The organism is Levilactobacillus wangkuiensis (assembly GCF_016861605.1).
Classification (GTDB): domain Bacteria; phylum Bacillota; class Bacilli; order Lactobacillales; family Lactobacillaceae; genus Levilactobacillus; species Levilactobacillus wangkuiensis.
In genome coordinates this window covers 17,871-31,300 of record NZ_BOLM01000015.1, presented here as the reverse complement: position 1 = coordinate 31,300, position 13,430 = coordinate 17,871, and the positions used below count along the sequence as shown (strand labels likewise).

The 13,430-nt window shown below is 54.2% G+C and carries 9 protein-coding genes; 4 read left to right on the top strand and 5 right to left on the bottom strand.

Annotation, left to right across the window (positions count from 1 at the left end; translation table 11 throughout):
* The first annotated feature begins 862 nt into the window (after window positions 1-862).
* Window positions 863-2,440, top strand: a complete 1,578-nt coding sequence (locus tag JUF13_RS10410; protein ID WP_203639635.1) for a bifunctional metallophosphatase/5'-nucleotidase — start codon at window positions 863-865, stop codon at window positions 2,438-2,440.
* Between the two features lie 374 nt (window positions 2,441-2,814).
* Here JUF13_RS10410 and rny read toward each other — a convergent pair whose 3' ends face one another.
* From rny to JUF13_RS10395, 3 genes are all read right to left on the bottom strand, one after another.
* Complete coding sequence (gene rny / locus JUF13_RS10405; protein WP_203639634.1) at window positions 2,815-4,425, bottom strand: ribonuclease Y; 1,611 nt, start codon at window positions 4,423-4,425, stop codon at window positions 2,815-2,817.
* Window positions 4,426-4,525: 100 nt separating this feature from the next.
* Entirely contained in the window at window positions 4,526-5,218 is a 693-nt protein-coding gene (locus JUF13_RS10400; RefSeq protein WP_203639633.1) for a YoaK family protein, read from the bottom strand.
* 811 nt (window positions 5,219-6,029) lie between these two features.
* On the bottom strand, window positions 6,030-6,974 hold the full coding sequence (locus JUF13_RS10395; RefSeq protein WP_203639632.1) for an alpha/beta hydrolase: 945 nt from the start codon (window positions 6,972-6,974) through the stop codon (window positions 6,030-6,032).
* A 206-nt stretch (window positions 6,975-7,180) separates the two neighbouring features.
* On the opposite strand from JUF13_RS10395, the gene JUF13_RS10390 reads away from it, so the two are divergent.
* The 3 genes from JUF13_RS10390 to JUF13_RS10380 all read left to right on the top strand — a co-directional run bounded on the left by JUF13_RS10390 (window position 7,181) and on the right by JUF13_RS10380 (window position 11,047).
* On the top strand, window positions 7,181-8,989 hold the full coding sequence (locus JUF13_RS10390) for a M3 family oligoendopeptidase (protein ID WP_203639631.1): 1,809 nt from the start codon (window positions 7,181-7,183) through the stop codon (window positions 8,987-8,989).
* Between the two features lie 708 nt (window positions 8,990-9,697).
* Complete coding sequence (locus JUF13_RS10385) at window positions 9,698-10,117, top strand: helix-turn-helix domain-containing protein (protein ID WP_125765220.1); 420 nt, start codon at window positions 9,698-9,700, stop codon at window positions 10,115-10,117.
* A 78-nt stretch (window positions 10,118-10,195) separates the two neighbouring features.
* The gene (locus JUF13_RS10380; protein WP_203639630.1) at window positions 10,196-11,047 is read left to right on the top strand and encodes an SAM-dependent methyltransferase; all 852 of its coding nucleotides are present in this window, start codon (window positions 10,196-10,198) and stop codon (window positions 11,045-11,047) included.
* A 630-nt stretch (window positions 11,048-11,677) separates the two neighbouring features.
* On the opposite strand, the gene JUF13_RS10375 is transcribed toward JUF13_RS10380, so the two are convergent.
* The gene (locus JUF13_RS10375) at window positions 11,678-12,748 is read right to left on the bottom strand and encodes a YdcF family protein (protein WP_203639629.1); all 1,071 of its coding nucleotides are present in this window, start codon (window positions 12,746-12,748) and stop codon (window positions 11,678-11,680) included.
* Window positions 12,749-12,762: 14 nt separating this feature from the next.
* Window positions 12,763-13,353 (bottom strand): TMEM175 family protein, encoded by a 591-nt coding sequence (locus tag JUF13_RS10370; RefSeq protein ID WP_203639628.1) that lies wholly within the window; start codon window positions 13,351-13,353, stop codon window positions 12,763-12,765.
* Window positions 13,354-13,430 lie beyond the last annotated feature (77 nt).

Sequence of the window (13,430 nt, the reverse complement as noted above, 5' to 3'; positions counted from 1 at the left end):
TGATTTCGGTGGTCCTGACCTCTTTGTAATATTTCCGTCACATTTTCTTCACAAATTGTTGGTATAGTAATTGCATAACTTACGACTAAACAAACGAATAAGTTACCAATTTTACTCCTCCAAGTAAAAAACGGGCGGCACTGCTACTGCAACCAGCCCACTCCAAACGTAAGATACGTTATTCTCAAAGCGACGACGCAGACGATTAAGGTCTGGCCGCCGTTTTTTGTTACTCTGAAAAATGAGTGCCAGCGGCCTTAAACCGCTACAGGCTAATCATAAATGACAATGTGTTGTCTAAGCTCACTCCCCACCCCCACAATCAGAAGAGCACACAAACCAGTGACAGACACCACGAAATGTTTTGCAGGGGGCAGGCTCCAAACCAGTCTCAGCCGCAGGGATGGTAAAAATGGGCCGGTTGTGGGAGTGACCAGAGGCGAGCCAAGGTGCCCGGCTGTGTCGATGGCCTTGGCTGGGGTATTTCCCCAGCCTAGCCCATGGGATAACCTTTGAGACCGACCTTTGGCTCAAAGTTAAGGTGGAAGCCCGCACTTCGGCTGGAACCGGCCCCACAGCAGGGTTCCTTGAGCGCGCCGCCGGGAACGGACGCGACCACGGCCCATTTTCACCATCCCGGAGGCGACTACAAGGAACAATTTCAGCCCCCTGCAAATCGTTTCAGATGGGAAAAATTGGAAAAATTTACGATTTTAGCCAGCTAAAATTTACACGCAACCCAAACTAGCTTATAATTTCTTTAACACGTTAAAGATTTCGGCGTCTTTTCGCGAACGGTCTGCCAGCAACTGGTCTACGTGACCCGTGGCCAGCCAGACTTCCTATTGGAGGGTGACAATTAATGAAGCTGACAATTTTATCGACAAGTGATACCCACGGGTACGTCTTCCCCACGAACTACGTGAAAAAGGGGAGCCACCAGGGGTTTGGCCTGGCCCGCGCGGCCACGGTCATCGCCCGCGAGCAAGCCGCTGCCAAGGAACAGGGACCCGTTGTGACCATTGAAAATGGCGATTTCCTGGAGGGATCCCCGTTGGCCTACTACGTGGCGCGCGTCCAACCCGACCGCGACCCGCAGCCCCTGCTCAACATTTATAACCAGATTGATTATGACTGCGGGATTCTCGGCAATCATGAGTTTAATTATGGCCAGGCTTACTTACAGGCCGCCATTCGAGATGCCAAGCGCACGATTCTCTGCGCCAACATTTTGGATAAAAACGGCGACCCCGAATATGGCCAGCCATACAAGATCATTGAAAAAGACGGCATCAAAATTGGCGTGCTGGGTCTGACCACCCAAGCCGTTTATAAATGGGAAAAGGCCACCAATATTAGTGGCCTCCAGTTTGAATCGGCCTTCATCGCCGCCAAGAAATACGTCCCTATTATCCGGGAACAGGCTGACGTGGTCGTTGTGTGCTACCACGGCGGCTTTGAGCGCGACTTAACCACTGGTCAGCCCAATGACATTCACGTCGGCGAAAACGAAGCCTACCACATCTTAGAGGCCATTCCGGGCATCGATGCTTTGGTCACCGGCCATCAACATCGTCAGCTTGCCACCGACGTCTTTGATATCCCCACGACTCAACCCGGTTTCCGCGGGCAGGCTGTGGGTAAGATCACCCTGGACCTCGACCGCGACGCTGCGGGCAAGGTCACGGTGACCCAGCACCACTCCGAACTGGTCTCCGCTCAGGAAGCACCGCTCGACCAGAAGGTGCTCGCCGCTGCCAATGGCTTAAACGATGCCGTCGGCCACTGGCTGGACCAACCGCTCGGCCACATCAAGGGCGACATGACCTTTGACGACCCATTTGACGCGCGGATTCACGAGACCCCCTACATTGAATTTATTCAAAAGGTCCAAATGGCAACGATGGGCGCGGACATTTCCGCTACCGCCCTGTTTAACAATGAGGCCCGTGGCTTTGAAAACCCCATCACCATGCGCAATATCATGACCAACTATGTGTACCCGAACGGCCTGTCCCTCCTGAAAATTACCGGGGCAGACTTGCGGGCGGCCTTAGAGGTCAGTGCGCGCTACTTTAGCGTGAAGGACGGCCAGATCATTGTGAACCCGGCCTTTATCCACCCGAAACATCGCCAGTACAATTACGATATGTACGAAGGCATCGATTACACGTTGAACGTGGCAAACCCCGTTGGTCAACGCGTGGAACGGCTGACGTACCACGGTCAACCCGTGACACCGGACCAACCCCTGCGGATCGTGCTCAACCAATACCGTGCAGTCGGTGGCGGCCACTATGCCATGTTTGGCGCCGACAAGATCATTGCCGAGAGCCAGGGTGCGATGAGTGAAATCATTGCGGATTATCTGCAGGAACACCCAACTATCGACGCCACGGCCAACGCCAACTTCACTATCATCAACGACCCTCGGGGGTAGCGCTTCAATTTTGCCTTGCCGGGCAGCGCAAATGAGCCGGTCCGCTGTGGGCGAACGCCCGGAGCCAAAGTGCGGTCTCCGTGCTTACTTTGAGCCGCAAGAAACTCGTCTCAAAGCTATCAGTTGTCTAAGCGGTAAACCGCTAAGGCAACTCCCACGGCTGAGCTCATTTGCGCCGCCCTCACGGCTGCCACTGGCTTACCCCGCTGTGCGTTGCTATTGGTGATTGTGTTAGATCTCATTGGTTACGCCAATCAATCTAGCGCTGACTGCTTACTTTGTACAAATAGACATTTCAAAACACGCTACATACAAAAAGGTTATCCGTACGCCACCATCGTGGTTGGCTACGGATAACCCTTTTTCTTTGGCAACTAACTAGCGCTAGCGGCCTTTTTCTTTTTCTTCTTTTTGGCTTTTTTCTTTTCGTCACCGACGTACTCGACCGCCGTGGACTTACGAATCGTGGTGACCTTGATCTTACCTGGGTAAGTCAACGTCGCTTCGATCTGTTTGGCCACTTCTTGGGTCAGATTGGCTGCGGCCGTGTCGTCCAATTCCTTAGGCTTCACGATGATCCGCAACTCACGACCGGCTTGGATGGCGTAACTTTCGGCCACACCCTCTTGGTCGTTGGCAATCTTCTCCAACGCCCGCAGCCGGTTGATGTAGTCTTCAACGGATTCACTCCGGGCACCAGGCCGGGCACCGGAAACCGCATCGGCTGCGGCAACCAGGTCAGACAGTGGCGAGGTCTTCTCGACGTCGCCATGGTGCGCGGCAATCGCGTTGATGACCACGTCTTCTTCGCCATATTTCTGGGCAAATTCCGTCCCGATTTCCACGTGGGTGCCTTCGACTTCGTGGTCGATGGCTTTCCCCAAGTCATGGAGGAGGCCGGCCCGCCGTGCTAAGCGGGTGTTATACCCCAACCGCGCGGCCATGGCGCCGGTCAACTGGGCCACTTCAATCGAGTGCAAGAGCACATTTTGACCGTAACTGGTCCGGTACTTGAGTCGACCGATCAGTTTCATCAAATCGGGATGCATCCAACCCACGTGTAGCAGACTAACGGTCTGTTCCCCGGTCTCCCACAAACTGTGGTTGACGTCACGTTGGGCGTTTTCCACTTGTGTTTCAATCTGGTTGGCGGAAATTCGCCGACTGGCGACCAAATTGGTTAGCGCCACCCGGGCCACTTCCCGACGAATCGGGTCATGCGTGCTGATGAACAACGTGGTGTTGTCATCCGGCACAAAAATCAGGTCCGTCCCGGTCAGCGTTTCCAGCAAGCGGATATGCTGGCCATCGCGGCCGATGATCTTACTACGAATTTCACCGTTGGGCACGGTCACCGTGTGTTCCATGTGTTCCTTCGGCAGGTCTTGTGGCCCACTTTCGGTGGCGGATAACACGACGTCCTTGGCCCACTTCTCGGCGTTGGCCACGGCGTTATCGTTCAACGCCTTGACCTCGACGTCACGGTCGCGGGTCAATTCTTCTTCGGTGTGTTGGATGACGTGGTCTTGGGCGGCCTTCTCGTCCATCCCCGCCCGGTCTGCCAACGTATCGTCACGCTTGGTGCTCAGTTCTGTGGCTTGATCCTTTAATCCATGAATGGCTTGACGCTGGTCACGGTTGGCTTGGCTGCGTTCATCGAGCATCGCGGTTTGATCATCCAACCGCACGGCCATTTGGCCTAACAGTTGTTCACGCTGCTGACGACGCTGTTCTCTAACGGCAATGTCACTTTTTTGTTCGGTTAGTTCATCTTTAACAGACTGCTGATAGGCTAAGGTCTCGCGCCGACTCTTTTCGTGCAGCTTTTGTACGCGCTGCTGGGTCTGGGCGTTGGCCTGAGCAATGATGTCTCGGGCCTGTTCCTGCACCGCCAGAAGTTCCTGACGATGTTTATGCTGGCGCACCAGATAGCCGGCTACCAGCCCAATCAGCAGGAAACCGATAACGAGTCCTGTGATTAACAATTTATTCGTGCTCCTTAGTTTTCAATCCCGACGAGGCGCCGGGTGGGTTGGTCACTTATCTTGTTAATTATACGCTATTTGCGGCCACAACCCAAACCAATCATGCGTCCGGTTTCTCCATCGCGGCGGGAACAAAGAGCCACGCCAATAAAATTAATTTTAAAGCGGAGGCAATCCACAGCACCCCTAGTGGCGTGAGGTTGGCTAAACGCGCGCCCACGGCACAGCCGAGAATAAACGTTAGCAACACTAACGCCAATCTATTCTGCTTGGCACGGGCGGCCTTGTCGCCGTCAAACCAGGCACGGTAGGCGTTGGTGGCTAAATTTTTCGTATTCCCGGTCATGATGCCGTTGTTGATGCCGATGCCGCCGACCTGACGGAAGACGGTCAGCTCATAGCCGGCCATGATGCCCAGTAGAAAAATCAGCCACATCGTTGGTATGACGTGTTGCAGGCTGGCCAATAAACCGTACGCCACGACGTCCAGTAGCATCAGCCACCGCATCTGCTGGCGCTTGTTGGCCTTGCCCAAGTGTTCCGTTAAGCCTTGCGCGCCAAAGCAGCCCAGGAAATAGCCGATCCAAACGGGCACGTTGACCCAGGCGGCGCCCCAGCCATGTTCGACGAGCTTCACGACAAACACGACCAGGTTCCCGGTCTGCGCGCTAACGAAGACGGCGCCATGATTCAGAAAGGTGTCCGCATCGATCATCCCCATGACCAGGGTCGCCCCCAGGGTCAGGATGGTTTCGGTGACGGGCCGATATTGGTGCGAAACTTCCGGCTCCATCCAATCATCTCCTTCCGCTTGCTTGGGTTCGCCTTTTGTCAGCTCTGACACGATAGTGAAAATGAGTCCGGGGATTGTGGTCGGCTGGCCGTTCCCGGCGGCGGGTTCAAAACGCCCTGTTGCGGGGTCGGTTCCAGTCTGTGGAGCGGGCTTCCACCTCGACTTTGAGCCATAGGACGGTCTCAAAGGTCGCCCCATGGACTAGGCTAGAAAAAAAACCTAGCCTAGTCCATCGACATAACCGGGCATTTTGACCTGCCTCTGGTCACTCACCGTGGTGACTGTATTTTCACTATCGCTTAGCGCTGACAGGACGTTTCCCATTAGTAAGCGACTTATTCTTTTCTTTCACTCGTATTAGGGTGAAGTTGTTATTGTTTGAAGAATCCATTTACAACGTCAATTATAACGCCCCGTCCCATCGTCTGGGGATGATTAGACCCATTATTTTTCGTTGCATAAAAAGTGGACCGAGCACCCAACATACGGGTAACCCAGTCCACTCGCAAACTTTTAATTCATAACAAATACATTCAATCCACTTGCCACACACCAACGACAGCCAATCCCATCGGAAAAACACCTTCAATGCTGATTACACTATCGTTAGCCGCAGGGCTGGTGAAAATGGGCTCAGCCGTGGGAGTTGCCTTAGCGGGTCTCCCGCTTAGGCAACTGCTATCTTTGAGACTCAATTCTTGAGGCTCAAAGTAAGTCTGGAGACCGCCCTTCGGCTCCAGACGTGCGCCCACAGCGCCACGGCCCATTTTCACCAGCCCGGAGGCGCGGACAACGACAAGTATAACCAAGCCTAGTGAATGTATTTTGCCAGGTAGGCTTTGACTGTCTTGGTGTAAAGGGCGGGCGCGTGCGACAACGCCGCCGCATGCTTAGCCCCCGGCACCACCAACAACTCCTTCGGCCCGGCGTCGGCGCGGTAAACTTGGTAGACCATCCGTGTTGGCACAAAGGTATCCGCGCCGCCGTGAATGAACAGCATCGGTTTGTGGTTCCGTTTGACCGCAGCCAAGGCGTTGGCGTCCTTGAAATGGAAACCGGCCTTGAGCCGCGCCACGGTGCTGGTCATCGGGACCAACGGCCAGTACGGAATGTTGTACATCTGCTTGGCCTGATACGTGATTTCCGACTGGGCATCCGTGTACCCGCAGTCCTCAATGTAGGCCTTCAGTTGGCTTGGCGTCTTCAAGCCACTGGTCATCATGGTCGTGGCGCCCCCCATGGACACCCCGAACAGGACGACTTGGGACTGTTGGCCTTGCTTGGCGATGACCTGGTTGACCCATTTCAAATAGTCCTTGCTCTCGTAATACCCGTAGCTGATAACCTTCCCCTGGCTTTGACCCTGCCCACGGGTGTCGGGAATCAGCGTGTTATACCCTAATTTATGAAACATGGCAACGTACCCGCCCATGGCTTCCTTGTCGGACCCGAAGCCGTGAACCAGCACGACCGTCTTCTTGGTGGTCTTGGCGGCCGGCACATAGTCCGCCACTAATTTCAAATTGGCGCCAGCGGCCTTTTCGGTCCACCGTTGCTTGGGCACCGTTTGATACCACTTCTTCGCGTCGTACAGTGGATCCCTGCGTTTCAGCTTAGTGCTAGTTGCCACAAACGCCTTCTTGCCGCTGGCCACCGTCATGTTGTAGAAGTACAGGCTGGCACCAACGAGGCCGCCACCCACCAACACTACTAGCACCACGAGGGCAATCAGCCACCCCTTTAGTCGTTTACTCACGTTCATTTCCTCCCAATTTCTCAATTCTCAACGTCCTGCCGGTAAATTCCCCCGCAGTCAACGCCTGCCAATCAGCCACTAATCACTGATGATTCACGACCAACTGCCAGATTTCTCCCTCTGGTAAGTATACGAAGTTCTTTCGGTGAGCGCAATCGTTTTGAAGTTTGCTATAATGGTCACAACTTACATAGGGAGGCCTCGCCATGAAATATGCGTTAAATTGGGATTTAGACTCACTGTTTGCGGGTGGTATCAACTCCACCCAACTGAAAACGAAATTGACCGAAACCCGGACGGCCATTGCGTCGTTGGGCGATCTCTTGGACCGCTGGGACGCCGCGAGCGATGCACCCCAGTACCAACAATTTGTTAAACTCATCACGCAACTGCAAGAAATTGGCGCCGCCATTGGCCAAGCCGGTCTGTTCATCACGGCGGTCGGTTCTGCGGACAGCGCGAACCCCGACGTGGCGCCCATGGAGGCCGAACTCCGCGGCTTAGCCAACCAGGCGGAAAACGTCAGTGGCAAGTTGAAAAAGGTGTTGGTCCAAGTGCCCGACGCCAATTTCACAGCCATGTTGGCCACCCCCGACCTGAAACCCATCGCGTTTAACTTAAAAGAAATGCGCGACGACGGCAAGGAACTGCTCGACGACAAGACCGAGGCCCTGATCAGCCGCTTGAACCTCGACGGCAAGGCCGCTTGGAGCAGTCACTACGACTCCCTGGTCTCGACCGTGAACGTGCCGTTCCACGACGCCGATGGCAACCCAACGACCCTGTCAGCCGGTCAAGCCGACAACAATCTCCTGGGTAACGCCGACCCCGATTACCGCGCGGCCCTTCTCCCAGCTTGGGAACAGGCCTGGACGGACAAGGAACAACTCTTTGCCGACACGCTGAACCATTTGGCCGGCTTCCGGTTGACCGAGTACGCCGCTCATGGCACCACTGATTTTCTCCGCGAACCGTTAAAGGATAATCGGATGAGCGCGGCGACCCTGAACACCATGTGGCAGGTCGTGGACGACAACAAGCAATTTTTACTAGACTACCTCGACCGTAAGGCGGCCCTGTTAGGCAAGAAGCACGCTGGCTGGCAGGACGTGGAAGCCCCACTCAATCTGCCCGGCAGTGCCGAACACCACTTTACCTTTGACGAGGCAGCGGCCTTTATTATCAAGCACTACGGCGAGTTCTCCCCGAAAATGGCGGCGCTGGCCCAACATGCGTTTGAACACAACTGGATCGAAGCCGAAGACCGCGCTGGCAAGGCGCCTGGTGGCTGGATGGAAAGTGCCCCAGAGACCCATGAATCTCGCATCTTCATGACCTTCACCGGCTCACCAAACGACGTGGCCACCCTGGCTCACGAACTCGGCCACGCCTTTCACTCCAGCGTCATCGATGACCTGCCGCAGCTCCGCCAGGATTACGCGATGAACGTCGCGGAAACGGCCTCGACCTTTGGCGAATTAATTGTTGCCGACGCCAACGTCAAGGCAGCCAAGACCGACGCCGAGAAGATTGCCCTGCTGAACGCCAAGATGGATAACCCGGTTGCGATGTTCCTAAACATCCGCGCCCGTTACCTGTTTGAAACGCGCTTCTATCAGTTGCGCCAACAAAAACTGGTCACACCAGCCGAGTTAAACGAACTGATGCTCAACGCTCAAAAGGAAGCCTTCGGTCATGACCTATCGACCTACTCGCCACACCTGTGGGCCAGCAAGCTGCATTTCTACATCGACGAACCGGCCTTCTACAACTTCCCCTACGTCTTCGGCTACCTGTTCAGCCTAGGGATCTACGCCAAGGCCCAACAAGAGGGCAACTTCGAGGACCACTACATCGCATTACTGCGGGACACGGCCAACATGACCAGCGAAGAACTGGCCCAAAAGCACCTGGGCGTCGACCTGACCCAACCAGACTTCTGGCAAGCCGGCGTCAAGCTAATCAAGCGCGACGTCGCAGAGTTCATGCGCTTGACGGACCCGTTGGTGAAGTAGGAGCTGCGTTAAACTAGTTATCGAAAGTAAAAATTAGTCGCTAAGTATCTAGTGACTGAAACCTATCGCCCGCTCGACAAATGATCGTAAAAAACATCCCGGCAGATGACAACGGCGTAACCTGTTAGACGGGGTTACGCCGCTGTCAGCCGCAGGGCTGGGAAAACTGGGCCGGTCGTGACAGTGACCAGAGGCGAGTCAAGGTGACCGGCTGTGTCGATAGTCTTAGTAGAGTGATTTTCTCTACTTAGAGCATGGGACAACCTTTGAGACCGCCCCTCAGGCTCAAAGTTGAGGTGGAAGCCCGCCCTTTGGCTGGAACCGGCCCCACAGCAGGGCACCTTGAGCCCGCTGCCGGGAACGGACACCTTCCCCACCATTCTCACCAAAACCAGCAGAACACCTGTCGGACGGGGTTACGTCGCTGTCAGCCGCAGGGCTGGTGAAAATGGGCTCAGCCGTGGGAGTTGCCTTAGCGGGTTTCCCGCTTAGGCAACTGCTATCTTTGAGACTCGCTTCCCAGAGGCTCAAAGTAAGTCCGAAGACCGCTTCTCAGGCTTCGGACGTGCGCCCACAGCGCCACGGCCCATTTTCACCGGCCCGGAGGCAATGGCAACGACAACCCCGCTCCGGACAAGTTTCCCTTAAAAACCACAGAGAGTGGTATAATAAGAGTTATCATAAACTGGAAAGAAACGGGTGACTGGGATGTTTTCAGAACGACTGCGGGCCTTGCGCAGAGGCCAACACATTACACTAGAACAACTGGCAACGGCGCTCAATGCCCAAGCGGGCGAACCGGAAGAGCATGCCAACACAGCGTCACAAATTGGCAACTGGGAACGGGGCATTCGGACCCCTTCTTTCTTGGAAGTTCGGAAACTTGCGGAATATTTTGACGTGACCATGGACTACTTAACAGGGAAAGCCGAACGAGACGAATACGACCTCGGCCGCCTCTTCCTGTCCGGTAAGCAGTTGAGTTTCAACCGTGAACTGTTAAGTGGCCGTGACCGCTACGAAATCTACCAGTTGATCGACGGTTACCTGCATGGCCGTGAAAACCGCGCCACCACGCCGGAACCGAACCAGCAAGAAGAATTAGATCTTCATTTAGACGACCATTAATTATCGGGTCGGTTGGTCAGCGAACGCTAATCAGCCGGCCTTTTCTATCAGTGTTACGCACCAGAAAGGACCCCACTCGTGAATCCCAAGAAATTGCAAAAACTCAAGAAAAAAGTCCGTCACGCCCCGCTGAGCGAACGGAAAACCAGCTACATTGAACGCATGACGGCCTACTATCATCAATTTAATGATTACCCATCCATTAAGATTTTAATCAGTAACGTGCTCTTAGCAGATAAAATGTTGGCGGCGGGCGACCTGCCCCAACAGATGCCCCTGCTTCAACTGCCCGATGACAGCCAGGATCAGATTTTCCAAAAGCTCAATACCCGTTACCCCGCTGGCGACGAGACCGGCGATAAGATTTGGAACGAGTTATCCGACGCGCTGCCCAAGCTAGACCACGATTTGCGCTCCTTCCGGGATTATTTGGAAACGCACTACGGCATGTGGGCCTACACGCCGGCGCCCTTCGTGAGTGACCTGGCTAAATTTGTCGGCAACCGGGCCGTGCTGGAAGTCATGGCGGGTAACGGCTACATTTCAAAGGGGCTACGTGACGCGCACAAGACCGTGTACGCCACGGATAGTCAGGCGTGGACCGCGGAAAATGAAACCGGCCGGCATCCCCTGACTGCGATTGAGGCCCTGTCCGCCACGGACGCCTGGCAGAAATACCAGGACCAGGTCGGCGTGGTCGTGATGTCCTGGTCGCCGGACGGCTTACCGCTGGATTGGGACCTGTTGCAGGCGATTCGCGCCACGGATAAGGACGTGGACTTCGTCGTTCTGGGCGAACCCCACGGCGCCACTGGTTCCGAAGACTTCTGGAACCATGCCCACTTGTTAGAGAATAAGGAAACCCGTGATCTGAACCGCCACTACACCCAGATTGACCTGGTCCAGGACCACGTTTATTTGGTTAAATAGGTGAATCCAGCACCTTCTCGGGTAGCGACTCAGGCTCCCCCATTCTCACAAAATGTAATATTACATTGCCCCTCAGACTATTTACCCTACCACGAAGTTTTGCTATGATATGACAAGTTAAGTCACACAGAGAGGAACGCTGTCATGGTAGCATTGGGGAACATCTTGTTTTACGGTTTGGGGAGCATCCTGCTGGCCGCACTCGGCTACGCAGCATTTGCCAGTTACCAAGCACATCGCGATGAATAAAAAAATCGACTGGTCCGGTTCGGACTGGTCGATTTTTTTTGGCTAATTTTTGAGAATTTTCTGTTCATCTATTTAAAATAGCGCTGCCCCCACTACGCAGAAATTACCCCCATGCAGATTAGCACCAACGTTAATCCCAGAATTGGTGAAAATGAACCCGCGCGGTCAGTGTCAGTGACCAGAGGCGGATCAAAGTGCCCAGCTGTGTCGGTGGACTTGGTTGGGGTTCTGTCCCAACCTAGACCACGGGACGACCTTTGAGACCGCTCTTTGGCTCAAAGGCGAGGTGCCGGACCGCCTCTCAGGCCGGAACCGTGCCCCACAGCAGGGCACTTTGAATCCGCCGCCGGGAACGACCCCCACCGCAACCTAGTCGCATTTTCACCCGTGGTATTCGGCCCAGGTGAGGACCAGCGTCAACACCAGCATCAGCCCCACTGCCACCAGATGCCAGCGCTTATTCCCCACGAAAATCGCCATGTACTCACGCAAAATAGCATTCGGCAGGAAGAACTTCGCGGTGTGCGCACCAATTCCGTTGGCCTTGAGACCGGCCTTGCGGGCAATCATCCCCGCACGGAACGTATGGTAGCCGTTGGTCACGAAGGTCACCCGTGGCTGAACAGTCCCCCGGTCAGCAATGATTTTCTTGGAAAAAACCATGTTCTCGTAGGTGGTCTTCGACTGATCTTCGGCAATCGCCTGTTCAGGTGGCAAGCCATGGTCAATGGCATATTGACGCATAGCCACACCCTCGGGAACCGTTTCGTCACCACCCTGGCCGCCGGAGAAAATAATCACGGGACCTTGGCCGATCTTACGCAATTGCTTGCGGTAAAATTTCAAAGCGCGATTGATTCGTTGTCCCAACAGTGGGGAGACCTCGTTGCCATTTAACAGGCCCGCTCCCAGCACGATTAAATAATCCTGCTTATACCGGGGATGATTAAATTGATAAATCACCAGCATCGTCAGGTAGTTGTAGAACCAGAATAGGACGTAGAAAATCACCATCGCGGCAAACAGACTGATGCCGGACGCCACTGGTACGGGCAGATAACGCGTCATCAGTGATGTCAGAAATGGCGCCAGTAGAATGGCAATGCCCAGGAACAACGTCAGCATGTTGGCCAACGTGTGGCTCTCCCGTTTCCAAACGATCCAAGCATTCCACAGCAACAGGAATGCTTGGAGGGCAAAGACCACCCCAATCAGTAACAGCAAAATCACGAATAAGGCCAGACTGATGACAATCAGCCATTTGTTATTGGTCCCCAGAATCGTCATCGCGAGTAACGCCAAAAACGAATAGAAAAAGAGCGAAAACCAAATACCATTGCCCAGTCGGCGTTTTTCAATCCGGTAACTAATGGTAAAGACCCCGCCAAAGAACAGCGGAATCAGCCAGCCTAAATAAAAATAGGCCGGAATATTAAAAATTTCATCTTGCATGTCGTTAAACCCCTCTAAAACAATTTGTCGCTGTCATCCGATGTCCGAACCGCCATCAAGATAAGCTCGCCTAAGGTAAAGAGCAGTGAGATTGGCGGCCAAACAAAAATCAAGCCCAGCACGATGACCCAGACCAGCCAAAACCACACGCTGGCGTGAATTCGGTAGGCTGGCATGCACTGAATTTTCCGCGCAATCTCGGGATGCCGTTTCCGATTGACCCGCATCACCGTATAAGATAGCGCGGCATAGGCCAACGCCCAGAACGTGAAAATGATGAAGTAAAACAGTTCTGGCTGCACATCCATGATAAAGCGCCCGGCCCAGGCCGTGGACACCGGCAGCATCGCCATCACCAAAATCCAGAGATTGTTGACCCAGTAAATACTCTTGGTCACCCGCTTGGTCAGCGCAAACATGTAGTGATGATTGTACCAAGCCACGCCAATAAACAAGAAACTAATCAAGTAAGCCACAAAATAGCTCCACTCACTGGCCAACGCCGCAAACGTCGGCTCCTCTGGCGTTTTGAACTCCAACACCATAATCGTTAACACAATGGCCACCACGGCATCCGTGAAAGCCGCCACCCGTCCTTTATCCATTTAGTAAGTCCCCTCAAAATTCAAGATAGTTTTAGGATAGCACAGTTCTGCACTAGCCGGGACTTGAGATTATCGAC